This window comes from Bradyrhizobium mercantei (assembly GCF_001982635.1).
In the GTDB taxonomy this organism is placed as follows: Bacteria; Pseudomonadota; Alphaproteobacteria; order Rhizobiales; family Xanthobacteraceae; genus Bradyrhizobium; species Bradyrhizobium mercantei.
Window position 1 is genome coordinate 567,058 of sequence record NZ_MKFI01000004.1, and the last position, 25,264, is coordinate 592,321.

General features: G+C 63.6%; 21 protein-coding genes. 12 read left to right on the forward strand and 9 right to left on the reverse strand.

Features of this window, described 5'->3' with window-relative positions; all coding sequences use genetic code 11:
• Window positions 1–13 precede the first annotated feature (13 nt).
• Together BI327_RS20755 and BI327_RS20760 are read left to right on the forward strand one after the other, a co-directional pair.
• Window positions 14–1,309: an O-acetylhomoserine aminocarboxypropyltransferase gene (locus BI327_RS20755; RefSeq protein ID WP_076862632.1), complete on the forward strand. Its 1,296-nt coding sequence runs from the start codon at window positions 14–16 to the stop codon at window positions 1,307–1,309.
• 3 nt (window positions 1,310–1,312) lie between these two features.
• Window positions 1,313–2,092: an alpha/beta fold hydrolase gene (locus BI327_RS20760; protein WP_076862633.1), complete on the forward strand. Its 780-nt coding sequence runs from the start codon at window positions 1,313–1,315 to the stop codon at window positions 2,090–2,092.
• 436 nt (window positions 2,093–2,528) lie between these two features.
• On the opposite strand, the gene BI327_RS20765 is transcribed toward BI327_RS20760, so the two are convergent.
• Window positions 2,529–3,470, reverse strand: coding sequence for a LysR family transcriptional regulator (locus BI327_RS20765; RefSeq protein ID WP_076862634.1), 942 nt, complete (start codon window positions 3,468–3,470; stop codon window positions 2,529–2,531).
• A 136-nt stretch (window positions 3,471–3,606) separates the two neighbouring features.
• Here BI327_RS20765 and BI327_RS20770 point away from each other — a divergent pair, with 136 nt between their 5' ends.
• From BI327_RS20770 to BI327_RS20785, 4 genes are all read left to right on the forward strand, one after another.
• Window positions 3,607–4,170 (forward strand): cupin domain-containing protein, encoded by a 564-nt coding sequence (locus tag BI327_RS20770; RefSeq protein WP_076862635.1) that lies wholly within the window; start codon window positions 3,607–3,609, stop codon window positions 4,168–4,170.
• Between the two features lie 13 nt (window positions 4,171–4,183).
• Window positions 4,184–4,975, forward strand: a complete 792-nt coding sequence (locus tag BI327_RS20775; protein ID WP_143271666.1) for an alpha/beta hydrolase — start codon at window positions 4,184–4,186, stop codon at window positions 4,973–4,975.
• The gene (locus BI327_RS20780; protein ID WP_076862637.1) at window positions 4,972–5,625 is read left to right on the forward strand and encodes a flavin reductase family protein; all 654 of its coding nucleotides are present in this window, start codon (window positions 4,972–4,974) and stop codon (window positions 5,623–5,625) included. The genes BI327_RS20775 and BI327_RS20780 overlap by 4 nt, the downstream gene beginning before the upstream one ends.
• Before the next feature lie 74 nt (window positions 5,626–5,699).
• Window positions 5,700–7,220: an MFS transporter gene (locus tag BI327_RS20785; protein ID WP_083742168.1), complete on the forward strand. Its 1,521-nt coding sequence runs from the start codon at window positions 5,700–5,702 to the stop codon at window positions 7,218–7,220.
• A gap of 272 nt (window positions 7,221–7,492) precedes the next feature.
• Here BI327_RS20785 and BI327_RS20790 read toward each other — a convergent pair whose 3' ends face one another.
• Window positions 7,493–8,251, reverse strand: coding sequence for an alpha/beta fold hydrolase (locus tag BI327_RS20790; protein ID WP_076862639.1), 759 nt, complete (start codon window positions 8,249–8,251; stop codon window positions 7,493–7,495).
• Between the two features lie 100 nt (window positions 8,252–8,351).
• Here BI327_RS20790 and BI327_RS20795 point away from each other — a divergent pair, with 100 nt between their 5' ends.
• Window positions 8,352–9,314: a GlxA family transcriptional regulator gene (locus BI327_RS20795; protein ID WP_076862640.1), complete on the forward strand. Its 963-nt coding sequence runs from the start codon at window positions 8,352–8,354 to the stop codon at window positions 9,312–9,314.
• A 90-nt stretch (window positions 9,315–9,404) separates the two neighbouring features.
• On the opposite strand, the gene BI327_RS20800 is transcribed toward BI327_RS20795, so the two are convergent.
• The gene (locus BI327_RS20800) at window positions 9,405–9,968 is read right to left on the reverse strand and encodes a TetR/AcrR family transcriptional regulator (RefSeq protein ID WP_076862641.1); all 564 of its coding nucleotides are present in this window, start codon (window positions 9,966–9,968) and stop codon (window positions 9,405–9,407) included.
• Window positions 9,969–10,090: 122 nt separating this feature from the next.
• On the opposite strand from BI327_RS20800, the gene BI327_RS20805 reads away from it, so the two are divergent.
• The 3 genes from BI327_RS20805 (at window position 10,091) to BI327_RS20815 (ending at window position 13,053) form a co-directional block, all read left to right on the forward strand.
• Window positions 10,091–11,191 carry an alkene reductase gene (locus BI327_RS20805; protein WP_076862642.1) on the forward strand — a complete coding sequence of 367 codons (1,101 nt, stop codon included), beginning with the start codon at window positions 10,091–10,093 and terminating at the stop codon, window positions 11,189–11,191.
• A gap of 238 nt (window positions 11,192–11,429) precedes the next feature.
• The gene (locus BI327_RS20810) at window positions 11,430–12,281 is read left to right on the forward strand and encodes an alpha/beta fold hydrolase (protein WP_076862643.1); all 852 of its coding nucleotides are present in this window, start codon (window positions 11,430–11,432) and stop codon (window positions 12,279–12,281) included.
• Between the two features lie 235 nt (window positions 12,282–12,516).
• Window positions 12,517–13,053, forward strand: coding sequence for a PaaI family thioesterase (locus tag BI327_RS20815; protein WP_210191222.1), 537 nt, complete (start codon window positions 12,517–12,519; stop codon window positions 13,051–13,053).
• A gap of 183 nt (window positions 13,054–13,236) precedes the next feature.
• Here the strand turns inward: BI327_RS20815 and BI327_RS20820 are convergent, their stop codons facing one another.
• A complete protein-coding gene (locus tag BI327_RS20820) occupies window positions 13,237–14,124 on the reverse strand; it encodes a VOC family protein (protein WP_076862644.1) in 888 nt (295 codons plus the stop codon).
• 947 nt (window positions 14,125–15,071) lie between these two features.
• Between BI327_RS20820 and BI327_RS20830 the strand changes: the two genes are divergently transcribed.
• On the forward strand, window positions 15,072–17,318 hold the full coding sequence (locus tag BI327_RS20830) for a TOMM precursor leader peptide-binding protein (protein ID WP_076862646.1): 2,247 nt from the start codon (window positions 15,072–15,074) through the stop codon (window positions 17,316–17,318).
• Window positions 17,319–17,411: 93 nt separating this feature from the next.
• Window positions 17,412–18,788, forward strand: a complete 1,377-nt coding sequence (locus tag BI327_RS20835; RefSeq protein WP_076862647.1) for a SagB/ThcOx family dehydrogenase — start codon at window positions 17,412–17,414, stop codon at window positions 18,786–18,788.
• Between the two features lie 59 nt (window positions 18,789–18,847).
• On the opposite strand, the gene BI327_RS20840 is transcribed toward BI327_RS20835, so the two are convergent.
• The 5 genes from BI327_RS20840 to BI327_RS20860 all read right to left on the reverse strand — a co-directional run bounded on the left by BI327_RS20840 (window position 18,848) and on the right by BI327_RS20860 (window position 25,172).
• Complete coding sequence (locus tag BI327_RS20840) at window positions 18,848–20,311, reverse strand: adenylate/guanylate cyclase domain-containing protein (protein WP_076862648.1); 1,464 nt, start codon at window positions 20,309–20,311, stop codon at window positions 18,848–18,850.
• Between the two features lie 328 nt (window positions 20,312–20,639).
• Window positions 20,640–21,674, reverse strand: a complete 1,035-nt coding sequence (locus tag BI327_RS20845) for a S1C family serine protease (protein WP_076862649.1) — start codon at window positions 21,672–21,674, stop codon at window positions 20,640–20,642.
• 85 nt (window positions 21,675–21,759) lie between these two features.
• Window positions 21,760–22,209 (reverse strand): hypothetical protein, encoded by a 450-nt coding sequence (locus BI327_RS20850; RefSeq protein ID WP_076862650.1) that lies wholly within the window; start codon window positions 22,207–22,209, stop codon window positions 21,760–21,762.
• A 10-nt stretch (window positions 22,210–22,219) separates the two neighbouring features.
• Complete coding sequence (locus BI327_RS20855; protein WP_076863125.1) at window positions 22,220–23,821, reverse strand: GMC family oxidoreductase; 1,602 nt, start codon at window positions 23,819–23,821, stop codon at window positions 22,220–22,222.
• A 127-nt stretch (window positions 23,822–23,948) separates the two neighbouring features.
• Window positions 23,949–25,172, reverse strand: a complete 1,224-nt coding sequence (locus BI327_RS20860; RefSeq protein ID WP_076862651.1) for a cytochrome P450 — start codon at window positions 25,170–25,172, stop codon at window positions 23,949–23,951.
• Window positions 25,173–25,264: the final 92 nt, after the last annotated feature.

A 25,264-nucleotide genomic window follows, 5' to 3' on the forward strand; every position in this document is an offset into this window, starting at 1 on the left:
TGACGAGTTTCGCATGCCCGCACCCAAGCCGCCTGCCTTCGAAACCCTGAGCCTGCATGCCGGCCAGCGGCCTGATCCCGCGACCGGCGCGCGCGCGGTTCCGATCTATCAGACCACGTCCTACGTGTTCCAGGACGCCGACCACGCCGCGGCGCTGTTCAACCTCGAACGCGCCGGTCACATCTACACCCGCATCTCCAACCCGACGACATCAGTACTGGAAGAGCGCATCGCCGCGCTCGAATGCGGCGTCGGCGCGATCTGCACCGCCAGCGGCATGGCCGCGATGCATCTGGCGATCGCAACCCTGCTCAATGCCGGCGACCACATCGTCGCCTCCGCCTCGCTCTATGGCGGCACCATCAATTTGCTTGCGCACACGCTGCCACGCTTCGGCATCACCACGACCTTCGTGAAGCCCCGGGCGCTGGACGAGTTTCGTGCCGCGATCAAGCCGAACACGCGGCTCGTGATCGGCGAGACCATCGGCAATCCCGGCCTCGAAGTGCTCGATATCCCCGCGGTCGCGCAGATCGCGCATGATGCGAAGATTCCGCTGTTGATCGACAACACCTTCGCGACGCCGTATCTCAGCCAGCCGATCGAGCTCGGCGCCGACATCACGATGAACTCGGCGACCAAGTGGATGGGCGGCCATGGCATCGCGATCGGCGGCGTCATCGTCGATGGCGGCCGGTTCGACTGGCGCGCCTCCGGCAAATTCCCGCAGCTCACCGAGCCCTATGCCGGCTATCACGGCATCGTCTTCGACGAGCAGTTCGGCAAGGCCGCCTTCATCATGCGCGCCCGCACCGAGGGCCTGCGCGATTTCGGCGCCTGCCTGTCGCCGACCAACGCCTTCCAGCTGTTGCAGGGAATCGAGACGCTCGGCGTCCGCATGGACCGCCATGTCAGCAACACCCATGCGGTACTGGAGGCCCTCGCCGCGAACAAGGCGGTCGATTGGGTGCTGCATCCGTCGCTGGAGACGCATCCGGACTACGCGCTCGCCAAGAAGCTGTTGCCGCGCGGCGCCGGCTCGATCATCAGCTTCGGCATCAAAGGCGGCCGCGCTGCCGGCAAGAAGTTCATCGAGTCGTTGAAGCTGATCAGCCATCTCGCCAATGTCGGCGATGCCAAGACGCTGGTGATCCACCCCGCCAGCACCACGCATCAGCAGATGGATGCCGAGCAGCTCAAGGCCGCCGGGATCGGCGAAGAGCTGGTGCGGCTGTCGGTCGGCATCGAAACCGCACAGGACATCATCGACGATCTCGGCCAGGCGCTGCGCGCCTCGCAAAGGACCTGAGCCATGCAGCTTTCAGTCAACGGCGCGAACACCTTCATCGCCACCGGCGGCAAGCCGTTCGACGCATCGCTGCCGGCGGTCGTGATGATCCACGGCGCCGGCTTCGACAGTTCGACCTGGGCGCTGCACAGCCGCTGGTTCGCCCATCACGGTTTTTCCGTGCTGGCGCCCGACCTCCCCGGCCACGGCCGCTCCGCCGGCCAGCCGCTGAAGACGATCGCCGAGATGGCCGACTGGACCGCCGCACTGATCACCGCGGCCGGCGCAGCGAAGGCGCGGCTGATCGGCCACTCGATGGGCTCGCTGATCGCGATCGAGACCTCGGCGCGGCATCCCGACAAGGTCTCCGGCCTCGCTCTGATCGGCACCGCCGCGACCATGACGGTCGGCCCTGATCTGCTGAAGGCCGCCGAAGCCAATGACGTCGCCGCGATCGACATGGTCTCGATCTGGGGCCTCGGCTTCAAGGCCGAGCTCGGCGGCAGCCTGGCGCCTGGGCTATGGATGCACCAGGGCGCGCAGCGCGTGCTGCAGGAGGCGAAGCCCGGCGTGCTCTTCAACGACCTCAACGCCTGCAACGCCTACCAGAACGCGCTCACCGCCGCCGCCGCGGTCAAGGTGCCCGCGACCTTCGTCCTCGGCGAGCGCGACATGATGACGCCCGCCAAGGCCGGCAAGGCGCTCGCCGCCGGGACGCCGAATGCGCGCACGGTGGTGCTGCCGGGCGCCGGCCACATGATGATGGTCGAGACGCCCGACGAGCTGCTGGCGGCACTGCAGTAGCGACGCCGCGGACTCCGCTTCCCTTCTCCCCCGTGGCGCGAAGCGCCGGATGAGGGGTTCTCTCCGCAGATGAACTCGCGGAGAGAGACCCCTCACCCGGCTTCATCTCGCTTCGCTCGATTGCGCCACCCTCTCCCACATCCGCCTTCGCCAAGGCTACGGCGGACATGAGGGGAGAGGGTGCATCTTGCCTGTAGCTAGCAAAGTGCGAGATCCCCTCCAAGGTGAGCGTCCCCAAAAATATCGAAAACAACCCCATGCAAAGGTGCCGGGCGGCCGCCGGCACTCGGACAAGTAAGTTGACGTGCCGGGCAAATCAGTGATATATTCTATTATTCAGAAATATTGCGTAATGATCGGCGCCTATGCAACAGACTAGCCAGGCGTGTAATGATATGCCCACAGCAGGTCGCTCGAGTACGATGTAAGTTTCTCTTTAGCCGCGCGGCAGCAAGCGCAGTTGGGCATGTGGCCAGAGACCACGATCGACCAGGGTGCGGACGACGTCCGTCATCGTCTCCATCACAACTGTTGTCGCGCGCGATGCCGGCCGGTCCGATGCGCGCGCAGTGAAGCGTGTCAGATGCATGCCGTGAATGGGTGTCGCTCGGAGCAGCCCGCTGTCGATGTCCTGCTTGATCGGCGCTGCGAAATGGGCGGTGAACAACTCGCCGCGCAAAATGATGCGTTTTGCCACTTCCAGGGATTGGACCTCGACCTTGGGCGTCAGGAGTACGCCGGCTTGCGCAGCGGCCATCTCGACGATTTCCCGGACCCCCGATCGAGCCACACCAGCCATCACGAGCGAGAGCGAAGGCAGGGTCCTCACATCGACCGGTCCGCTCGGGAAGAGCGCATTATCGGCACGGCCGATCAGGCAAATCTGCTCATCCATCAACTTCGTGGTGACGAGGTTCGGTTGTTCTACATCCGGGCCATTCAGGATCGCCAGATCAACCGTTCCGTGCAGGAGTCGCTCCTGTAACGAGTCGGTGAAGTCCTCGACGATCTGCAATTGGACCCCCGGATACCGGTCACCGATTGCTTCAAAAAGGGGCGGGGCGAGAGTCAAGGCCAGCCCGGGCGACATGCCGAGTGCGACAGGCCCGCGAGGATCCCCCTGGGTCGCTGCGACATCAATCCGGACCTGCTCGAGATAGCGCAGGATGAAGGCGGCACGGTCCGACAAGAGCATTGCGGCCTCGGTCGGCGCCGCGCCCCGTGGATGGCGCTCGAACAGCTGCACGCCCAGCTCCTCCTCGAGAAGCTTTATCTGTCGGCTCAAGGCCGGTTGCGCGATGTGCAGGCTCGCTGCGGCCCGGCCGAAATGCCCGTGCTGGGCAATAGCTGCGAAATAGCGGAGCTGACGAACGTCCATTCCGATAACCGATCGGTATGAAGAGTGTCGAAAATTGATATTTGTGTATCGATCCCCGGTCAATCAAGTTGTCGCTGCGGGCAACCAGATGACTCCCTCGATGATCGAGACGGAGTCCAACCGGAGAGAGTTAGCCGTGCAGATTTCCAAGGAAGATATGGAAGCCACCCGCGTCGCCCGCTGGGGCGCCGTCAAGCCCTATGGAGAAGCGTTCGTCGAGAACCGCATCCCGGGCCACGAGAAGAATCTCTACAAGATCATCAATCGCGGGGTGCTCGAGAACAAGGGCGCCCAGCCGGCCATCCAGGGCGAGCATCGCTTCGGCGTCTCGATGATCGAAGTGCCGCCGGGGTCAGGTGCGGGTCTCCATTCCCACGTCACCGAGGAGGTGTTCTGCCCGCTCAACGGTCGCATGATCGTGATCTTCGGGGATGAGGGCGAGCACGCCATCGAGCTCAACCCGTGGGATGTGATCTCGGTGCCGCCGGGCGTCATGCGGGGCTTCCGCAACCCGAATGCCGGGAGTCTCGTGATCTATTCCGTTGTGGGCGGCAACGACACCGAGGTGGGCCGGATCACCTGGCATCCCGAGGTGCTCGACAAGGCACGCGATACAGGGCTGCTGCGCGACGACAGCGGGTACATCATTCCCGACAACGGTTCGCCCGCGACCACGACGCATCAGCGCGCCGGTACCTGACCGGACCGATCCGATGTGCGCGGCGCTGACCATGGCTGGTACCCTTACCTTCTCCGCGAATGAGATCTCGGCCGAGCCGGTATGGGAAGAGCGGCGGTTTATCGCCTCTCGTGCAGGGCGAACCATCCCGGGCGTGCTCTGGCTGCCGATCCAGGCCGAACCGGTTGCAGCACTGGTTCTCGTCCAGCATGGCGGATCGGGCAGCAAGCACGATCCGTCCGTGCTGGAAAGCGCGTCGGCCCTGGTATCGGCCGGCATGGCGGTGGCAGCGATCGACGGACCGATCCATGGCGAGCGCCGTCGGGCACCAGCGGACAAGGCGGCGTTGCTGGCCGAATTCATCGCCTACTGGCGCGAGACGCCGCAGATCGAGGACTATGCGCAGGACTGGATTCATGTCCTGAACGGATTGCTCGACCTGCCGGTGCTGCGCTCCGCCCGGGTCGGATGGCTCGGGCTCTCGATGGGCACGGCGTACGGCCTGGAGGTGCTGGCTCGCCAACCGGCGATCGAGGCAGCGGTGATCGGCAAATGGTCGTCGCAATATCTGCATGGAACAGCGCTCGTCGCGGCCGCGGAGCATGTGTCGGCATCGGTGCTCTTTATCCAGCATTGGGATGACGAGATTTTCGACCGCAGCGGAACGCTCGAATTGTTCGATCGGATCGCAGCGGCGGACAAGCGGCTCTACGTCTATCCCGGCAGCCATTCTGGCCGGAGCCGGGAGGAATTGGACGCGTCGCAGGCCCATCTAGCCCGCCTGGTCCGGCCACGGAACGGGCTGCCGAGGAGGCATGAATCATGAAGAGACTGACACCTGCGGATCTCGACCCGCGAAGCGTATATTTCCTGATGACCTCGCTGGTCGTGCCGAGGCCGATCGCCTGGGTCTCGACAGTGTCGAGCACTGGCAAGTGCAATCTGGCGCCCTACAGCCATTTCAACAATTGCTCTGCCAATCCGCCGATCGTCCAGTTCGTCTCGAACGGCGAGAAGGACACGCTGCGTAACGTCAAGGCTACCGGCGAGTTCGTGGTGAACGTCGTGTCGGACCACCTGAAGCAGGCAATGCGTATCACCGCTGCAAACTGGCCCAGCGATGTCGATGAGTTCAAGATTGCGGGACTCGAGCAAGCCCGCAGCAGCATGGTGGCGCCGCCCCGTGTGGCCAGTGCGCGCGCCGCGCTTGAATGCCGGGTCCGCCAGATCCTGCCGATGGGAGAAGGCAATATGGTCTTCGGCGACGTCCTCTGTTTTCACGTATCGCCAAATATTCTCGTAGACGGCCGGATCGATTCTGAGCTGCTGCAGCCGGTCGGAAAGCTCGCTGGTGCCAATTACTCGACCGTCCACCGTGTCGAACGGCTCGACTTGCCCGTCGATCATGCGAAAGCGGTCGCCGATTACGGGGCATCCTGGGGCAACGCAGCGTCGCAGCCGCCTGCTATCGCCTGAGCCCGCAAGACGAGACGAAGCCGACGGCTGCGGTGCATGGAAACCGTGCCGCGGGGGGAGGAGTAGTGACCGATATGGCCCAGTCCCGTTTTGGCAGGAGGAAATACAGCCATTCCGCCGCCCCAAAGACACCGGCGGCGATCCGCTCGGCTCAGTCGCGCGCATACCAGGGGCTGACGACATCATTCGCGCAATGGTGGCTCGTCATCTGCCTGACATTGCTGTCAATGCTGGCGATGATCGACAAGAACGTCATCGCGCTGATGGTCCTGCCGATCCAACAGGATCTCGGAATCTCCAGAACGGAGATCGGCCTGGCGATCGGCGCGGCCTTTGCGATCGGGAATCTCGGTTTTGGCGCGGCGGCCGGTTGGATGGCCGACCGGTTCAACCGTCGGGCCGTGATCGCAGTGGCCGTGATCATATGGTCGGCAATGGCGGCGTCCTGCGGCCTTGCCGTCGGCTTCGCGACCCTGTTCGTGGCACGCATCGGCGTCGGCGTCTCTGAAAGCCTCATCCCGCCCTCGGCCTATTCGCTGATCTATGACGGGGTGGCGGAAGAGCGCAGGGGCCGGGCCTTCGGGCTCTACGCCATGTCCGGCCTGCTGGGCACGGGGCTCGCGTTCCTGCTGGGCGGTGTGCTCATGCAGCTGATCTCGAACGGCCTCCTCGCCGATGTGCCGCTCCTGGCCGCGCGTGCGCCCTGGTCTTCGGCGCTTGTCCTGTCCGGCCTTCTCGGCCTCCCGCTCGTGCTGCTGCTGGCGAGCTTTGCTGAACCGGCGCGCCTTGGCCAGGGCCCGGCGAGAGGAACGACCTATGCGGACGTCTTCCGCATCTGCCGGACGGAGCGCGCAATCTTCCTGCCGCTTGCGCTTTTTTCCATCACTCAGGCGATGCTCGCGCAATCGCTGCAGACCTGGACGCCGGCAATCGTCGCGCTGCGCTTCCAGATGTCGCCGGCACAGATCGGCCCGGCGCTCGGCCTGCTGCTGATGGTCATCGGGCCGACCGGCCTCAGCTTCGCGGGCTTTGCCATGGATCGGTTCGAGCGCCGTCAGGTTCCCGGCGCCGCCGCAGTCGCCGTCCTGTTCGCGATCCTGTTGCTGGCCGTGGTGCCCTTTCATCCCCTGGCCCGGACGCCGCTTCAATTCTGGGTTCTCCAGGGTGTCATCCTGCTGGCGATCAGCACCTATCTGGCCGTGACCGCGACGATCGTCGCGCAAATCGCCCCGAGCCAGTCTATCGGCAAGCTGATGGCGCTGTTCCTCGTCGGCCAGGGATTGTTAGGGGCAGGACTGGCGCCTGGGCTCACGGGCTTCGTCAGCGATCATCTGTTCGCTGGCGCCGCGATGCCGCTGGCTGTCGGCATGAGCGTCGTCCATGCGGTGTTGGCACTCGCATCGCTGGCATCGGCCGTTGTCCTCTTCGTGCGATGCAGGGCGCGGCGTCGGTACATGACCTGCGACGCTAGACCAGCGTCGCGCCCGATACTCAACGTTTTCACGGTATTGCCGGACGCATCCGAGCCGCTTTCGAGCGCCATCTCATGTCCGACCCCAACACGATCTACTCAGTCATACTTCTTGAAACGTTAGGCGACCGCCTGCATCCGCACGCGAACTCATATGTCGAGAAGGTGGCCGAGCATGGGGTGGTGGAGCTCCCTATGCCATTCCGGGCTTGCCGAAGCGCGTCGTCGGCGCTCGGACAAGTCACTTGACGTGTCGGGCAAATCAGCGAATATATTCTATTATTCCGAAATTTTTGCGAAAGCCGCGGCGCCTGCGCAACAGACGTTTGCCGGGCCCAGGCTGTGAAAATGCGGACACAGCCTGGACCAAGCGTCATCGATCGTGATGATCAGCCATCACTTCGTCTGATTTGCAGCAGTCTCGATGACCTCTGCGACCTTCGCCGGCTGCGAGAGAAAGACGGCATGGCTTGCCTTCACTTCGGTGACCTTGGCGCCCGATCGTTGATACATCCAGCGCTGAAGCTGAGGGCTCACCATATGATCCTCGGTGGTCAGGATGGCGTAGCTGGGCTTGGTTCGCCACGCCGCCACGGAGACCTGTGCTCCCACCGCCTTCTCCGCGAGTTGCTGCTGCGAGTCCGCCATGAATTGCGCTTCGGACGCCGGGACGTCCGCGGCAAAGGTTTGATGGAATCTTTCCGGCGGAAGGAGGAAATACTTCTGGGGCGCACGCATCGCGTCGTTCGGCGGGGCGAACTTCGACAGCAGTTGACCGCTGGCTTCGCCCGCATCGGGCTGCAGGGCCGCCACATAGACAAGCGACTTGACCTTGGGGTCAGCACCTGCCGCCGTGATCACGGAACCGCCATAGCTGTGGCCGACCAGCACGACAGGACCGTTCTGTTGATCGATGATGCGCTTGGCGGCATCGACGTCTTCTGCGAGGCCAGTCAGCGGCTCCTGGACGATCGTCACATGGAACCCATCCCTGGTGAGGATGTCGTGGACAGCTCGCCAGCCTGAGCCATCGACCAGTGCGCCATGGACAATGACGATGTTCTTCACTGACGGGCTTGGGTCGGCATGAGCCATCGTCGTTCCACCGACGGCAAGAGTGAGAGCAACGGCGAACTTCTTTCCTAGCGTGGGCATTTCGGTCTCCGGGGTTGGTTGTTTGAACCGGCCCTCGCTTTACAAATCGCGGCATCGCGCAGATAGTGGCACGATTGACAGTTTTGATGCTGATCTGGCCATGAAAATCTCCATACTCGCGCTCGAGGGGATGTTCGACACCGGTCTCACGACGGTGCTCGACGCCCTGGGAATGGCCAACACGCTCGCAGAGTGGACGGGAATGCCGACGCCCGGCTTCGACGTCACTCTGGTCGGCGTGCGGCCCGAAGTGCGCACTGCGCTCGGACTACAAGTGCCCGTGCGCCCAATCGCCGACACGCCCGTCCCCGACTGGGTCATCGTGCCGGCGCTTGCCAGCATCGTGCCGGAGCTGCTCCTGCCCACGCTCGGGCACGACGACATCATCGATGCACTCGGCGCCTTGCGTTCCTGGCACACGGCCGGCACCCGCCTTGCGGCGGCCTGTACCGGCACCTTCGTGCTGGCCGAGAGCGGTCTGCTCGCCGGGCGCCGGGCCACGACGACATGGTGGCTCTCGCCGGTGTTCAGGCAACGCTATCCGGACGTCGGACTGGATGCGCATCGCATCGTCGTGCCCAGTGACGGCATGGTGACGGCAGGTGCCGCCCTCAGTCATCTCGACCTTGCGCTCTGGCTGATCCGGAACAACAGCCCCGAGCTTGCCGCGCTGGTCGCCAAGTATCTGGTCTTCGATACGAGACTGTCCCAATCGTCCTACATGATCTCCGATCAACTCATCCATTCCGATGCGCTGGTTGAGCGTTTCGACCGTTTTGTGCGCGAGCGCCTGGACTCGACACTCGCGCTCGATGCGATCGCCGAAGCGCTCGGGACCAGCAAGCGGACATTGTCACGACGTCTTGATGCGGTGCTGGGCAAGACGCCGCTCGAACACATTCAGGATCTGCGGATCGAGCGCGCCGTTCATTTGCTGAAAACCAGCCAACACAGCGTCGACCGGATCGCGGCGCAAGTTGGCTACGCGGACGGTGTGACGCTTCGCACGCTGCTGCGCCGGCGGCTTGGAAAAGGGATACGCGAGCTGCGGCCTCGCGAGTAATCCCGCGCGGCGCCACGCGAAGGCGGCAACGGCTCTCCGCCCGGGATGACGTTGCAGCCATCCAATTTGCGCGTTGATGTGCGTCTTCGCTCATAGCGATGCCAAGGCGTCGCGGACGCTTGCCAAAATCTCGTCGGAAAACCGGGGGTCGTCCACGGCGCGCGCCAAAATGACCGCCCCAACGGCCGCCGACAAAACATGGATCGCGTTGCGGCGCGCGATGCCTTTGCGCTTCCACCGAAACCGGCTAACCATCCCATCGAGGATGTGCTTCACGCCCTGAGTGAAGGGCTTGCGCGCCGCAGAGCTGCGGGCGATCTCCGGCCCCAGCGCCGCCATGGGGCAGCCGTCTTGCGCATGATTGCGATGCGCTCGGCCCAAATAGCTGTCGAGGAAAGCCTGCTTTGCATCGCTTGTATTCGTCGCCAGAGCGTAGATGCGGCTGTTCGCTTGCGCGAATGCGCGTTCCACGGCTTCGGTTTGCAGCGCGTCCTTGGAGGTGAAGTGAGCATAGAAGGCGCCATGCGTCAGCCCGGCGGCTTCCATGATTTCGGCAACGCCGGCCCCGTCAAAGCCGCGCTCGCGAAACAGCCGCGCGGCTTCCTTCAGGATCCTCTCATGCTTTTTGGCCGTCTCGCTCGCGGGATAGCGCATTGTTCCGACCTCACTGTTCCGTCCATGAAACATCAATAGCTCTCTTGACATTAAATATGATGACCATCATGTTTAGGCAAGCATGATGATCATCATATAACATCTGGACGAAGGAATTGGCCATGACGGTTGCCGGATTTGCATTGCCTGAAAACGCAAGCAGCCACACCGATGCGTTATTCATGCCGGTCCGCATTGGGCCACTCGAACTGCGCAACCGCGTGGTGATGGCGCCGATGACCCGCAACCGCGCCGGCGCCGCCGACGTGCCGCAGCCGATCGCCGCAGAGTATTACCGCCAGCGTGCCACGGCCGGGCTGATCGTCACCGAAGCCTCGCAGATCTCGCCGCAGGGTAAGGGCTATCCGGGCACGCCGGGAATTTATAGCCGCGAGCAGATCGCCGGCTGGCAGCGCGTGACTGATGCGGTGCACCGCGCTGGCGGCAGAATCGTCCTGCAGCTTTGGCATGTCGGCCGAATCTCGCATCCCTCGTTGCAGCCCCACGGCGCCCTGCCGGTCGCGCCCTCCGCGATCAAGCCTATGGGCAGCGCGAAGACAGCGGTCGGCCCGCAGCCCTTCGTGACGCCGCGGGAGCTGGAGACGGCTGAGCTGCCAGGGATCGTCGAAAGCTATCGCCGAGCCGCGCTCAATGCCGGGGAAGCTGGCTTCGACGGCGTCGAGATCCACGCCGCCAACGGCTATCTGCTCGACCAGTTTCTGCGCGACGGCACCAACCACCGGACCGATGCCTATGGCGGCTCGGTCGAGAACCGCGCGCGGCTGCTGCTCGAAGTAGTCGAGGTGGTGTCGAAGGCGGTCGGTGCCGGCCGGGTCGGCGTACGGCTCTCGCCGATCGGCGCCTTCAACGACATGAAGGACAGCGACCCCGACGCGCTCTTCCGCCATGTCGCCGAGAAGCTAGGCAGCCGCGGTCTCGCCTATCTCCATGTCTACGAGACCGATCCGAACGGCTTCGACTGGGCGGCGCTGAAGCGGGCCTTCGGCGGGTGTTACATCGCCAATGGTGCCTATGACAAGGCGCGCGCCGTTGCGGTGCTGTCGAGCGGCCGGGCCGATCTCGTCGCCTTCGGCGTGCCCTTCATCGGCAATCCCGATCTCGTCGCCCGGCTGAAGACCGGCGAGCAGCTGGCCGAGGCCGACAGCGCGACCTTCTACGGCGGCGACTATCGCGGCTACACGGACTATCCGGCACTCGCCTGATGCGTGAAAGCTCGCTTTGGATCGCCTCCATTCGCCCTCGATCGCGGAGACCCGCCAGGGCCTGGCCAATGAGTGTCACCCGGCAGGTGCCTCGCGGTCTTTCGGCGGCGCCGCCCGCGCTGCGGCGAAATGAGGCGAGGAAGCGCCGCGCCGCATTGCCGAGCGTCCCATGCCTGCTCATCAAGCCGGTCGCATGGATCACATTGATCGTTTCGAACGCAAACCAGGGAGGTCAGAAATGTCTCACACGCACGTGACAGCACCAACACAATTCATCGAAGCGAAGGGGATTCGCTTCGCATTCCGCCGATTTGGGACGGAAACGGGTGTGCCCCTCGTATTCATGCAGCACTTCCGCGGCGGGCTCGATCATTGGGATCCGGCTATCACCGATGGTCTTGCCAGAAACCGACCCGTGATTCTGTTCGACAATGCAGGCGTCGCAGGCTCGAGCGGCGAGACGCCTGAGACTATCGAGGCGATGGGCGACTTCGCCGTGGCCTTTATTCGCGCGCTCGGCCTGGCACAGGTCGATCTTCTGGGCTTCTCGATGGGCGGCTATGTGGCACAGGCGGTCACGCTGCAGGAGCCGACGCTCGTCAGGCGGCTGATGCTGCTGGGCACAGGTCCGAGCGGCGGCGAGCCCTCGCAGGATGCGAATTTTCCAAAGCACGCAACCTCAACTGATCCAACAACCGGCGAGTGCGGGCTAGATGCCTTCTTGTACTTGTTTTTTTCGCCTTCGGCGGAAAGCCAGAGAGCCGGCAGAGCGTTTTGGGAACGTCGTCATCAACGCAAGGCCGATGTCGACAAGCCAAGTTCCGAGCAAACGATGAGGGCCCAACTGGCGTCGTTCCAGACATGGCGCCAAGTCAAAGGGGAACGGTTCGCGGCTCTAAGGGAGATTTCCCAGCCGACGCTGGTTGTGAACGGCAACAACGACGTGATGGTCCCAACGATTAACTCGTACACGCTCGCCCAGCACATCCCAAACGCACAACTGATCATTTATCCCGATGCCGGCCATGGTTCGCAATTCCAGTATCCGGATCTCTTCCTTGCGCATGCGCGTCTGTTTCTCGACAGCTGAGGCACCGCGCGCAGAATGAACGCATGAAGTTCTCGTAGCGTCGGCCGCGGCCTCCTATTCACCCGTTTGCGCAAGGTTGGATAGGAGCCCGCTCCCGTGCATCTGCGGCAATGCGTTCTGCTTCCGAGCCCTTGGCATGCTCGTCTGCCGATCTTTCCGCAGCCATCAATCAGACGATCCGCTCGCCCGGCTAGCGCTGATTGCTTCCCGCCACTCCCATAGGCCGGAGCCACCCATGAGCCTGGAGACCAGCGGCCAGCCGCTCGCCGGTGGTGATGGCGTTTCCCCGAGTCTCGACCCGCTAGCGTACAGGAGTTCAGCCATGAGCCTAATCGACGAGGTCGCACCTGGCCTAAACGGCGTCGAACAGTTGCGCGCCTTGATACTGTCGAACAGGCAACCCGCCATCTGCCGGACCCTGCAATTCTCGCTGGTGGAGATTGAGGAAGGTCGCGCAGTATTCGAGGGACAACCTGCCGGCCACGCGCTCAACCCGATCGGCACAATTCACGGCGGATATGCGGCCGCTCTGCTCGACAGCGCCTGCGGCTGCGCCGTGCATTCAAGGATGCGAGCCGACCAGGGCTTCACCACTCTCGAACTCAAAGTCGCCTATCACAAGGCTATGACGGACAGGACCGGCCGCGTGCGGGCCGAGGGGCGGCTCGTCAGCCTTGGCCGTCGAGTGGGCTTCGCCGAGGGCACGCTCAGAGACGGCAACGGCGCCCTCTATGCTACCGCCACCTCGACCCTCCTGGTGTTTGACCGTTGAGTGTCCCAAGGCGTCTTGTGTTTTGCGGATCGATCCCATCGGTGAATACGGACTGCGCTTGAGCAGGCTTTCCACATGATGATGGTCGAGCCATTGCGAGGGCCGATCAGATATCTTCCTCAAACGCGGTATTGGCGCGTGCCCGTTCCGCCTGTCCCGCCTTCAGGCGGCAAACGCTTCGGCCTAGCGCTTCGTCTTGTGAAGCACCATCCTGCCCTTTGAAGCAATGCCACCCCACCTGGCAGACCAGCCGACTTCCGAGGTGGAGGGGCGTTCGGTGCGCTTCTGATCCCAGGCGCCCTGTAACGCAAACAGGGCGCCCTGGGGATCGGCACATCGAACGATCCAGCAACCATCGGGCAACTCGATCGGACCCTGGAGGACCCGGCCGCCGCCGGCATGAACGCGCTTGGCGGCCGCGCCGATGTCGTCGACATTGAAGTAGTAGAGCCAACAGGGCTGCGACACGCTCGGAAGCTTGGTGAGCATGCCGCCGATCGTCTGTCCGGCCGCCGAAAACAATTCATACACGTCTGCCGGATCGGCTCCAGCATGGGCCTTCTGCCAGCCAAGAAGCTCGCCGTAAAATGCAAAGATCCTGTTCCGATCTTCGGCCAGCAACTCGTGCCAGCCCACGCGCCCGGGCTCGTCCAATCCGCCGGGTTGCGGTTGGCCATATGTCAGTCCTGTGACCAGCGCAAACGTCGCTCCTTGCGGATCGGCGACCACTGAAATTCGGCCGATATTGCTGTCGGTCGGCGATACCAGGATGGCGCCGCCAAGACGGCGGATCTGCGCGGCCTTCGCATCCATGTCATCGACGGCGACGTAGCCGACCCATCTCGGCGTTGCGCCCAATCGCAGCCCCTCTTCGGGGAGCTCCATGAGCCCAACCACCGGCGTGTCGCCTGCACTAAGCACCGTATAGGCCAGCTCCGGCGTTGACGCATCTTTCGTCGCCCAGCCGACGACCTTGCCATAGAAGGCAGCCGCCGCCCGCATGTCCGTCGTCAGGAGTTCATACCAGGCGAAGCGTCCGGGCTGATCGACCAAGCTAATTTCCCTGTTCAAGCGGGCCGGCAATTGCGCACTGCATCAAACCGCCCCCGTCGCAATCCGCTCACGGGCGCGGATATTCGGCGCCTTCGATGAAATTGCAGCGATATTGTTCATGAAGATGAATGCAACCCAACCCCCATTACATTTCGTGTACCCCCAAATCTTGCCTGTCTTGTTGGCTCGTCGTAGGATCGCGGCTTACGGAGATCCTTCTTCCAACATTGGAGGATGCGGCCATGCAGCGGGCGAAGCAAGCTTCGAAAAAGAAGCGAATGACCAAAGCCGCGATGCCGGCGCTGGGAGTAGCCGGTCTAACCTTTTCGCTGGCGGGAAGTGCGTCGGCTTCGGCCGTACCGACCGGCGACGTCCAACACAGGCCGAGCTTCGCGCCCGGCCAGGTGACCGCGCTCAGCGAAGAAGAACTCGCCGACGTCAGCCTCGCCACCTTCCATCTCAACCTCATCGACCATGGAAGCGTCGCGGGCGGTGTGCTGCTCGCGCGGGGATGCGGTGGTTGTCATGGCTGCGGAGGTGCCAGAGGTTGCGGAGGCTGCCGAGGCTGCGGCGGATGCAGAGCGTGCAGAGGCTGCCGCTGCGGCGTCGGTTGCGGTGGATGTGGTGGCTGCGGCGTCGGTTGGATCGGGGTAGGCGTGCCATGGGTGTCATGCGCAGGCTGCTGTGCATCGTGGGGCCGCTGCCGCTGGTGCTAGGAAGCATCGTCCCCTGACTATGTATCGACACGTCGTGATTTCATTGGCCGGGCCCGCGAACGACCCGGCCATTTTGTTGCTATCGTTGCCACCATTGCTGCGCCTGGCCGGCCAGCTTGCCGATGGCGGGCGAGTGTGATCCAACTTATTCGAAGAATAGTCGAGCTCGGCGCACAAGTTGGGCGGGGCAGTGGTTTGCCGAGCGCCGGCAACCGGCAGTGACGGGAACAGGATCGGCGTGCTGACCCGATGACAGTCAATCGCAAGAGCCGCGCCGCGAGGCAGACCCGCAAGGGCGTCTTGCGCTTCGCGCCGAACTTCACCGCCTATGTCATTCCTCCCAATCTGGTCTGTCTTTATTCCGAGAATCGCAAGTTCTTCCTGCACGGCGAACTGTATTGTGCGGTAGCCACGGCGATCGGAAAAAATGGAAAGGCGGCGCCAGAGATCGTTCGCCGGCTTTCAAAGAGTTTTCCCGCCGACAAGATCGAGGAAGCGATCAGCCGGCTGTTGGAGCGCCAATACGTCGTTGGTGGAGCATCGCACGCATTCGCAGGCGCCGTTGATGGATATTGGGCGAGCCTTGGCCTGCCTCCCGAGCTGGCGGAGCAGAATCTCCGCAATTGCCCTGTGCGGGTGGAATCGATCGATGTCAAAGGCGCCAGGGAACTGAGCACGGCCTTGAGCAAGCTTGGCGTTCGGATCGCCAAGCGATCGCCCAGGCTCATCATCACGCTGGTGAACGACTATCTTGATCGAGGGCTCGCCGAGCTGAACGGGAAGCGCGTCGCCGACGGGACGCCGTGGCTCCTGGTGCAGCCGTCAGGCGTGATTCCGCTGGTGGGACCTGTGTTCAAGCCGGGCGAGAGCGCCTGCTGGACCTGCCTGTTCGATCGCATGATACGCAATCGGGAGATCAAGGGATTTCTCGACCGCGGGCCGGCGCAAGCGGTCGCCGTATCGCCCCTGGTCCACGACACCGTTGGACAGACCGCAGTTCACTTCGCTGCCGTGGAGATCACGAAGGCGATCGCCTCGGGTTTTCGCACCGACCTGCGCGATCACATGGCAAGCTTCGACCTGACTGGTGCCGTCATCGCCAAGCACTATGTCGCGAAACGCCCGCAATGTCCCACTTGCGGCAGCAAGAAGCTGCAGAGCGCGCGCCGGGCAGCAACCCCGATCGAGATTGCCGAGGGCAGAAAGCTCATAGCCACCAGCGGCGGATACCGCACCGTGACGTCGCGAACCACCGTCGCGCGGTTCCGCAAACACGTCAGTCCACTGACCGGTGTCGTTTCGCGGCTCGAGCGGATCGAGGCCGATCTGCCGATGAATACGAATTTTTTCGCCTACCACAACTTCTCCGCGCCGGCCTGGAACATTGACCAGCTCAGATCCGGACTGAGCGGCGGCAGCTTCGGCAAGGGTTCTACAGCCGAGCAGGGCGAGGCCAGCGCGCTCATGGAGGCGATCGAGCGCTATTCGGGCATTTTCCAGGGTGACGAGATCAGGACGAACCGTCGCTTTGCCGACTTCGCTCCCGGTGACGCTCTTCTTCCCAACGACGTCCAGCTTTTCAGCGACACGCAATTTCAGAACAGACATGCCCCGCAGCCGGACGATTCACACCCGGTTCCCGAGCCGTTCGATCCCTCGACAAAAGCCGAATGGTCGCCGGTCTGGTCGTTACGCGACAAGCGCTTCAAATATCTTCCGACCGGCCTGCTGTATTTTTTCTATGGCGGCTTCCACACGGATTCCAACGGATGTGCGGCCGGCAACACCCGTGAGGAAGCCATCGTTCAAGGCTTCCTCGAACTGGTCGAACGCGATGCCTACGCCATCTGGTGGTACAATCGACTGCAGCGCGCCGAAGTCGACCTCACGCAATTCGACGATTCCTATGTGCGGGATCTGCGAGCCCAGCTTGCAGATGCGGGGCGCAGGCTTTGGGTGCTCGACATCACCAGCGATCTCGGCATTCCCTCCTACGTGGCGATCACGCATTGGATGCAGAACGGACACGAAAATATCGAGTTCGGATCCGGCTCGCATTTCGATCGCCGTATAGCCCTGCTGCGTTCCCTCACGGAGCTGACCCAGTTCATGTCGATTGGCATGATGGGCGGCGGAAGCGGCGAGAAGCCGACGCTTGACGGTGTTACGCCGCTGCGACTTGGCGATTATCCCTTCCTGATCCCCAGCGACAATCCGATCGTCCCGCCGGCACCGGGCCTCAAGGTCCACGACAATACGAGCGACCAGGTCAATGCCTGCATCGAGATTGCCACCGGTGCCGGACATGATTTCCTCGTGCTCGACCAGACGCGGCCCGACGTCGAAGTCCCCGTCGTGAGGGTACTCGTTCCGGGCTTACGGCACTTCTATCGCCGCTTCGCGCCCGGCCGGCTCTACGATGTTCCGGTGAAGCTTGGATTATTGGACCGCCCGCGACTGGAAAGCGAACTGACTCCGTTCCTTCCACACACCTGAAGGTTGGCCTCCGTGCGCGTGCTCCGGAAAAAGCCGACCAGGAAGATCGCACCAGTCATCGCCGCCCGATTGAACGGTCGGTTTTCCCTTCACATGCAGGCGGACGGAAGCATCGCCGCTGCCCTCGGCCACCATACGGTCAATCTGGGACAATTCAGCACGGCGGCGATCGACCGTGCGGGACATCTCGCCTCCGGCCTGCCGCTCGCCTCCTTTGCCGGCAAAAGCGCCCTCGCGAGGCAGGTTCGTGCCCTGGTGCAGCGACTGGCGCGGCACGGACTTCTCGAATACCGCCTATGCTCTCCGCGCGAAGAGCAGGACCTCGTGGTCATCGAGCCGCAGGTCGCCGAGTACTGGCCGCAACCTGCAAGGCTGGGGAACGGCGATACCATCGTGTTGTCGCGCTTCGCCTATCTGCGCCGGCGCGGCAACGAGATGGTGCTGGAATCGCCGCGTGCCGGGGCGCTGTTCCGGATTTGCGATCCCGCCATCGCTGCCACCCTCGCGGCCCTGTCGCAGCCCCAGAAGATCAGCAAGCTTCGCCGCCACGCGACCTCCTTGAACCTCGCTCTGCTCGGATTGCTGCTCGACAGCCAGATGCTGATCAAGCTCAATGCGAAAGACGGCGACGGCCTTCGGGTGAATGAAGGCGACGGCAATCTCGTTCTCTGGGATTTCCACGATCTCGTGTTTCACACCCGGAGCACGGAGGGCCGGCATGCCGATCCAGTTGGCGGCGCGTTCACCTATGCGGGCGTCGTTCCGCCGCTGCCTGCGACGCGTCCGCGTTGGCCAGGCGAGAAGATCGCCCTCCACAAGCTCTCCACGCCGGAGCCGATCTCGCCCTTCGCGAAGCTGTTGCGTGAACGCCATTCGATACGAGATTTCGACGACCGGAATCCGGTCACGCTCGCCGAACTCGCACAGTTTCTCGACACCACCGCCCGCGTGCTATCGGAATGGAAGAACGGCGCGAATTTTGACGGCGGTCCTGAAGTCACCTACAGCGCGAGGCCTTATCCATCGGCGGGCAGCGCCTACGAGCTGGAATTGTACCTGGCGGTCTCGAACTGCGAGGGGCTTGCGCGCGGATTCTACCACTACGATGCGGGTGGTCACGCACTGGTCGCGATCGACGCTTCCGCCCAGCAGCTCCAGGCGCTCTCGACGGCGGCCGAGTTTGCCATGGACGCGCCCGGCCCGCCGCAGGTCCTGATCACGATCGCCGCGCGTTTTGGGCGGGTGTCCTGGAAATACAGCTCAATCGCATATTCGCTGATCCTGAAGGACGTCGGCACCATGATCCAGACATTCTATCTGGCGGCGACCGATATGGGCCTTGGCGGCTGCGCCATCGGCACGACCAACATCGATCTGTTTGCGAAAATCACCGGGCTCGAATTTCATGTCGAGAGCCCGGTCGGTCAATTTGCACTCGGACGCGGCAAGGCACCGCTGGCCGCAAGCTAGAGGGTCAGCGCACGCGAGAATGAACGTAACGCCGATTGGAACGATCGGTCGAAACAACGCTACGATCGACCAGTCACGCGGTAGACTCGTGCGCTGCCCTCGACACCACGCAGCGGCACCTCGAACCCATCGACGTCGCGGCCCATCAACAACTCACGAACACCGGGCGCCGTGTAGAGCGCTTCCGTCAGACAGATTTCTCCGGCATCCGCGAACGATTGCACCCGCGCGGCTATGTTCACCGTCTGGCCGAAGTAATCGAGATTCTCGTTGAGGGTCACGGCAATAGATGGGCCGCAGTGTGCACCCATCTTCAGAATGATGGCAGGCTGGCGTTGCTCGCGGTTGAATTTGCCGATCTCCTGCAGCATGTGGAGCGCCGCTGCCACGGCGTCGACCGGCCGCGAGAACGCTGCCATTACCGCGTCGCCAATGGTTTTCACGATCGCACCGGCATGCCGTTGGGCGGCTGCGTCGAGCAGAGCGAAATGTTCCCGGACAAGCGCATAGGCATTGAGATCTCCCAGATGCTCGTAGAGCGCCGTCGAGCCTTTCAAATCAGTGAACAGGAGCGTCACTTGCCTGATGCCCAAGCCTTCCTCCTCGTCCACACGCTCGGAGCGGAAGAGCTTGCGGAAAGTCTGGCGTGTCAGCAGCATGCCACCGGAAACGTAGGGGTCGAACTCGAGCGTTGGCTTCTCCGGCATAGCCACGATCTCGGGTGGCCAGTTGATCAAGAGCAGCGAGCCACGCCTCGGGCCGGTGTTGTTGATCTCGAAGACAGTGGGTCCCGACGGGACGGCCGAAACGGCGGACGTGAAACGTTGTCCATCGTAGGTGATGCGAATGGTGGCGGGAGTGCTGAGGTCCGGTACGGCCGCAGATGAGTCCACGACCGGAATTATAAAGCCAGCCTGCGTCTGGACGTTGACGCCTGAGAGGGCGCCGGGCCCAATCTCCGCCTGCAGGGTCGTGGTCACGCTTGCTGGCAGATATGTCATGCCGCGCACGAGCGTACGCAAGACATCAACAAATCGGGTTTGCCCGCCGGGTAGCCGCCCGCTCTCCGCAAATTTCAGCTTCCAGTGCAGGTCTTCAATCGAAAGGCTGTCAACGTCATGCAACGAAAGGCGCCGCACTTGCGGCGAGACCGAGAAAGTAGCCTCGATAAAGTCGTCGAGGTCCGTCTGACCGTCAATATCGCACAGCCCGCAAACGAAATGGCTCCGGAGTGCCCGTAGCTTGCCGAAGCTTTCGAGTACCAAGCCAGAATGGGGGCATAGAATGTCCCAATGCAGGTCGAATAGCCCGGCGCGGGCGGCGTGGAGAAACAGATCGATTGCCTCCGGCTCGGCTACACCGCGATCGCGGGCGAACGCCAGGGGGTTTGCGCGGAAGATGCTGACCTCGTCGCCGCTACGGATCAGCGTTTCGAATTTGGAGATGACGCGCGGGCTCCAAGCACGGGCCTGCTCGACTTGAATCATCTTGCTTTCGAGAAGCCGTTCGTCAATCGATGTCATCGACCGCTCCTGACTGCGCCAAGCTCGTGACGATCTATCAATTTCATCGGGGCCCCGGGGCTATCCGCCGCAGAACCCGCTCCGAATGATAACACGGCAACACGTCGGACTGCACCAACCTGGCATGTCGCCCCTGAGTCACAGCCGGTAAAGCTCAGGCAGGCGTTCCGCCTCGCCTCCAAGACCCACATTTTGCACCTTATGAGTACTCGCCCAGGACTAGCCGGACCACACGGATCCGTAGCCTAAAGCGCTTGCGGGGCGCGACCACGAGCCCCCCTTTCCCACAGCGGGAAGGGGACAGCAGAGTTCGTGGATCGCACCGCCCTCACTGCTTCGCCGGCTTCCTCTCGATCGGATGAATCTCGATCGCGCGCAGGCGGCCGAGGCGGAGCACGTCCATCGACAGGGTGCGGTCGATCCGGCTGTGATCGAGCGCGCGGATCAGATCGTCGACGCCGTTGATCTCGAGGCCGTCGAGCCTGATCACGACGTCGCCGGGCAACAGGCTGGCGCGTGCGGCCGGGCTGTCCGGTTCGATCTGCATCAACAGCGCACCCATCTTGTTTTCGACGCCGGCCAGCACCGCATGCCGCCGCGGCACCGGCGCGGTCTGTCCGGCGACGCCGATATAGGCGCGGCGGACATAGCCGTGACGGATGATCTCCGACAGCACAAACTGCGCGGTGTTGCTGGCGACCGCAAAGCAGATGCCCTGCGCGCCGTTGATGATCGCGGTGTTGATCCCGATCACCTCGCCTTTCGACGACACCAGCGGCCCGCCGGAATTGCCGGGATTGAGCGCGGCATCGGTCTGGATCACGTCCTCGATGGTGCGCCCGCTGACCGAACGGATCGAGCGGCCGAGCGCCGACACGACGCCTGCGGTGACCGTCGATTCGAAGCCGAGCGGGTTGCCGATCGCGACCACGAGCTGGCCGCGCCGCAAGGTCTTGGAATTGCCGAGCGACGCGTAAGGCAGATCGCGCGCGCCATCGGCCCGCAGCAGTGCGAGATCGGTGTCGGGATCGACGCCGAGCACATGGGCGTCGGTGACGAAGCCCTCGGTGTCGCGCAGCCGGATCTCCCTGGACGATCCGACCACATGGCTGTTGGTCAGCACGAAGCCGTCGGGCGAGATCACGATCCCCGAGCCGAGCCCGCCGCGCTCGCGCGCGTTGCGCACCTTCGGCCCGGTTTCGACGCGGACCACGGCCGGGCCGACCCGATCGGTGACGTCGATCACGGCATTGGAATAGGCGTCCAGCAAGGCCCGGTCATCGACTTGCTTGTCGATTTGGGCAGCGTCAGCCGTTCGCGGTGACGGCGTGTCACCCGCGGTATCTGAGGTCATATCAAGCATGGCGAGAGTCCTTTGGTCTCCTGAGATGGTGACCGGCTCCCGCCGCCGCAAGTGGTTACGCCCCCGCGCAGCCCTGCCCGGCCGGCTAGGTCGCCCGCCGCAACGTGCCGCCGCGCGCTTTGACCGGATCGAGCAGCGACCAGTCGCCGTCCGGCAGCACATGGCCTTTGGGGAATGGCGCGCGCTGCTCGAGCCCGAGCGAGCGCAGCACGCGGTCGTCGCGGTAGTAGCACTGCAGAACCACGCGGACGAGCGTCGCCGCGGCCGCGCCGCCATCGTTGCGAAACTCCTGTGCCACTGCATCGCGCCTGACCTCATCGAGCTCGGCAAGCGGCTTGCCCGCAAGCTGCGCCAGATGATCCAGCGCCTGCGCCACCAGCACGGTGTCGCGGCCGAGCGTTGCCAGCATATCGGCCTGAACAGCGGGATCGTCGGCGCCGGGCACCTTGTACTCGGCGCTTTCGGGCACGATCATCGCGGCCACGGTGCGGAGATCGGCGCGCTGGACGGCGGTCAGTTCTTTTGCATCGGACATGTCGGCAATCTCAGTCGAACAAATTGGCGAGGCGCTGCTTCATCTGGTCGGCGATGTAGAGCGCAAGAGCCTGGATGGTGGAGGTCGGGTTCACGCCGCCCGAGGTGACGAAGATGCTGCCGTCGACGATGAACAGGTTCTTCACGTCGTGCGAGCGGCCCCATTCGTTGACCACCGAGCGCGCCGGATCGGTGCCCATCCGCGCGGTGCCGAGCAGATGCCAGCCGCCCCAGGGGATCGGTGAATTGACACAGAGATCGGTGGCGCCGGCGGCCTCCAGGAACTCGCGGCCGCGCGCCAGCGCATGGTCCATCATCTTCCGGCTGTTCTCGCTGATCGTGTAGTCGATCCTCGGTGCCGGAATGCCGTGGCCGTCCTTCAGCACGGGGTCGAGCGTGACGCGGTTATGCTCCTCCGGCAGATCCTCGCAGATCGCGGAGAAGCCGATGCGATGGCCGTTCAGCTTGCGGAACACGCGATGATGGTCCTTGCCCCAGGGCAGGATGCCCTTCTGCTCGCTGACCACGGCCTCGAACACCGGCCCGGCGCCGCGCACGAACTGAACGCCGTAGCCGCGGACGAAGCCACGCGACAGGTCGGTGTCGTACCACTCCTTGCTCCACAGGCAGGTCGGCGGCGCGCGGTTGGAATCGGTCGGCTCGGCGACATAGCCGTAGATCTGCGCATAGGGATGGAACATCAAATTCTTGCCGACCAGGCCGGACGAATTGGCGAGGCCGTTCGGGAATTTCCCGGACACCGAGTTGAGCAGCAGCCGCGGCGTGCCGACGCCGTTGCAGGCGATGATGACGACCTCGGCCGGCTGGAACTGCTCGACGCCGTCCTTGTCGTAGTAGACGACGCCGGAGGCCATGCCGTGCTCGTTGGTCAGGATCTCGCGCACCCGGCAATGCGTCTTCAGCTCGACCCCGGCGCGCACCGCGTGCGGCCAGTAGGTGATGTCGGTCGAGGCCTTGGCGCCCTGCGCGCAAGCCGGCGTGCAGTGGCCGAGATTGATGCAGCGCGCTCTGCCCTCATAGTCCATCGTCGCGACCGTGGTGTCCGACGGCCACCAGTGCCAGCCGAGCTTGTTCATCGCCTTGCCGATCAGCGGACCTGATAGCCCGAGCGGCTGCTGCGGCATCGGCGGGTGCGACAGCGGCGACAGCGGATCGCCCGACAGGCCCGACGTGCCCATCATGCGATCGTTCTCCTCGAAGAACGGCGTCAGCGCGTCGTAATCGATCGGCCAGTCGTCGGCGACGCCGTCGAGCGTCTTCACCTTGAAATCGGACGGATGCAGCCGCGGCCAGTGCGCGGTGTACATCACGGTCGAGCCGCCGACGGCGTTGAAATTGACGACCTTGATCGGCGAATTGTCGTCATTGATCGGGTAGTCCTCGGGCCGGCGGCGAATGTTCGGGCTCGACGACCACTCGCCGAAGAATTTCGCCTCCCAGTCGCGCCCGGTGCTCGGATATTCGGCTGGATTCATCCAGCCGCCCTGATCGAGGCAGAGGATATGCATCTTGGTGTCGGCGAGGCTCCAGGCCACCGCGGCGCCGGAGGCGCCGGCGCCGATGATCAGGACGTCAACGGGATCGTTCTTCATTCTTGTTTCCTGGTAGCTCTCCTTCGTCATTGCGAGGAGCGGAGCGACGAAGCAATCCATGCTTCCGCGCATGATGCACGATGGATTGCTTCGCTTCGCTCGCAATGACGGTGATGGAGATTATGCCTCAATTGACGATTCTCACCGGCAAGCTTCGTATACCGCGGATGAAATTGGAATAGAGCCTTTGCGGCGGGCCCATCAGCTCAAAACGCAGATCACGCGCCAGAACCTCCTCCCAGAGGATGCGCAATTGCTGCTCGGCGAGGCGGTCGCCGACGCAGCGGTGGACGCCGGCGCCGAAGGCGAGATGCTGGCGCGGCTTGGCGCGGTCGATGATGAATTCGTCGGCACGCTCGATCTTGTCCTCGTCGCGATTGCCGGAGATGTACCACATCACGACCTTGTCGCCCTTTTTGATCTGGCGGCCGGCAAGCTCGACATCGTTGCGCGCGGTGCGGCGCATGTGCAGCACCGGCGTGTGGTAGCGGATGGTCTCGGACACCAGGTTCGGGATCAGCTCCCGCCTCGCCCGGACCAGCTCGAACTGCTCGGGATTTTCGCACAGCGCCATCAGCCCGGCGGACATCGAATTGCGCGTGGTGTCGTTGCCGCCGACGATCAACAGCCCGATCGTGCCGATGAACTCGCGCGGCTCCAGATTGCGCGTCGCTTCCGAATGCGCCAGCATCGAGATCAGGTCGAAGGTCGGAGGCGCGTCGACCCGCGCATCCCATAATCTTCGGAAATATTCTCCCATCTTGACCAGCTCGGCGGTGCGTTCGGCCTCCGAATGCACCACTGCGTCCGGGGATTCGACGTTGGCGATCGCGACATCCGACCACCAGGTCAGCTTGGCGCGATCCTCCGAGGGGAAATCGAACAGCGTCGCCAGCATCATGTTGGTGAGGTCGACCGAGACCCGCTCGGCCCAGTCGAAGGTCTCGTTGCGCGGCAGCGCGTCGAGCACGGCTGCGGTGCGCTTGCGGATCAGGGCGTCGAAATTGGCGAGGTGCGACGGCGCCACGATCGGCGCCACCGTGCGGCGCTGCGCGGTGTGGCCGGGCGGGTCCATGCGGATGAAGCTCGGCCGCTCCTGTCCCTTGGGCTGGTCGGCGACCTGGATACCGCCAAGCTCCGAGGCCGAGGAATAATTCTGGTGATCCAGCTCGACTGCAAAGATGTCGTCATAGCGCGTCACCGACCAGTACGGGCCGTAGGCCGACGCCTCGCAATAATGCACGGGATCGTCGCGGCGAAGCTGCGCGAACAGCGGCCGCCAAATGTCGTCCTGATAAAGCCGGGGATTGCTGACGTCTGTAGATGTCGGCCTGCGCAGCGCCTCTCCCATCGCTTCACTCCCGCTGGTTCCGTCGCCGCTTGGCGGGCGATCGTCTTGTGGGGCCGACGATAGCGGGTATCTCGCGGCCGAGTAAAGCCGCG

Excerpts from the sequence above, each read along its gene's own strand:
- BI327_RS20830 (WP_076862646.1), top strand. The coding sequence starts at position 15,072 with ATGACAGTCAATCGCAAGAGCCGCGCCGCGAGGCAGACCCGCAAGGGC.
- BI327_RS20755 (WP_076862632.1), top strand. The coding sequence starts at position 14 with ATGCCCGCACCCAAGCCGCCTGCCTTCGAAACCCTGAGCCTGCATGCC.
- BI327_RS20810 (WP_076862643.1), top strand. The coding sequence starts at position 11,430 with ATGTCTCACACGCACGTGACAGCACCAACACAATTCATCGAAGCGAAG.
- BI327_RS20785 (WP_083742168.1), top strand. The coding sequence starts at position 5,700 with ATGGCCCAGTCCCGTTTTGGCAGGAGGAAATACAGCCATTCCGCCGCC.
- BI327_RS20765 (WP_076862634.1), bottom strand. The coding sequence starts at position 3,470 with ATGGACGTTCGTCAGCTCCGCTATTTCGCAGCTATTGCCCAGCACGGG.
- BI327_RS20790 (WP_076862639.1), bottom strand. The coding sequence starts at position 8,251 with ATGCCCACGCTAGGAAAGAAGTTCGCCGTTGCTCTCACTCTTGCCGTC.
- BI327_RS20800 (WP_076862641.1), bottom strand. The coding sequence starts at position 9,968 with ATGCGCTATCCCGCGAGCGAGACGGCCAAAAAGCATGAGAGGATCCTG.
- BI327_RS20775 (WP_143271666.1), top strand. The coding sequence starts at position 4,184 with ATGTGCGCGGCGCTGACCATGGCTGGTACCCTTACCTTCTCCGCGAAT.
- BI327_RS20860 (WP_076862651.1), bottom strand. The coding sequence starts at position 25,172 with ATGGGAGAGGCGCTGCGCAGGCCGACATCTACAGACGTCAGCAATCCC.
- BI327_RS20845 (WP_076862649.1), bottom strand. The coding sequence starts at position 21,674 with ATGCTTGATATGACCTCAGATACCGCGGGTGACACGCCGTCACCGCGA.
- BI327_RS20850 (WP_076862650.1), bottom strand. The coding sequence starts at position 22,209 with ATGTCCGATGCAAAAGAACTGACCGCCGTCCAGCGCGCCGATCTCCGC.
- BI327_RS20815 (WP_210191222.1), top strand. The coding sequence starts at position 12,517 with ATGAGCCTGGAGACCAGCGGCCAGCCGCTCGCCGGTGGTGATGGCGTT.
- BI327_RS20835 (WP_076862647.1), top strand. The coding sequence starts at position 17,412 with ATGCAGGCGGACGGAAGCATCGCCGCTGCCCTCGGCCACCATACGGTC.
- BI327_RS20840 (WP_076862648.1), bottom strand. The coding sequence starts at position 20,311 with ATGACATCGATTGACGAACGGCTTCTCGAAAGCAAGATGATTCAAGTC.
- BI327_RS20855 (WP_076863125.1), bottom strand. The coding sequence starts at position 23,821 with ATGAAGAACGATCCCGTTGACGTCCTGATCATCGGCGCCGGCGCCTCC.
- BI327_RS20760 (WP_076862633.1), top strand. The coding sequence starts at position 1,313 with ATGCAGCTTTCAGTCAACGGCGCGAACACCTTCATCGCCACCGGCGGC.
- BI327_RS20795 (WP_076862640.1), top strand. The coding sequence starts at position 8,352 with ATGAAAATCTCCATACTCGCGCTCGAGGGGATGTTCGACACCGGTCTC.
- BI327_RS20780 (WP_076862637.1), top strand. The coding sequence starts at position 4,972 with ATGAAGAGACTGACACCTGCGGATCTCGACCCGCGAAGCGTATATTTC.
- BI327_RS20805 (WP_076862642.1), top strand. The coding sequence starts at position 10,091 with ATGACGGTTGCCGGATTTGCATTGCCTGAAAACGCAAGCAGCCACACC.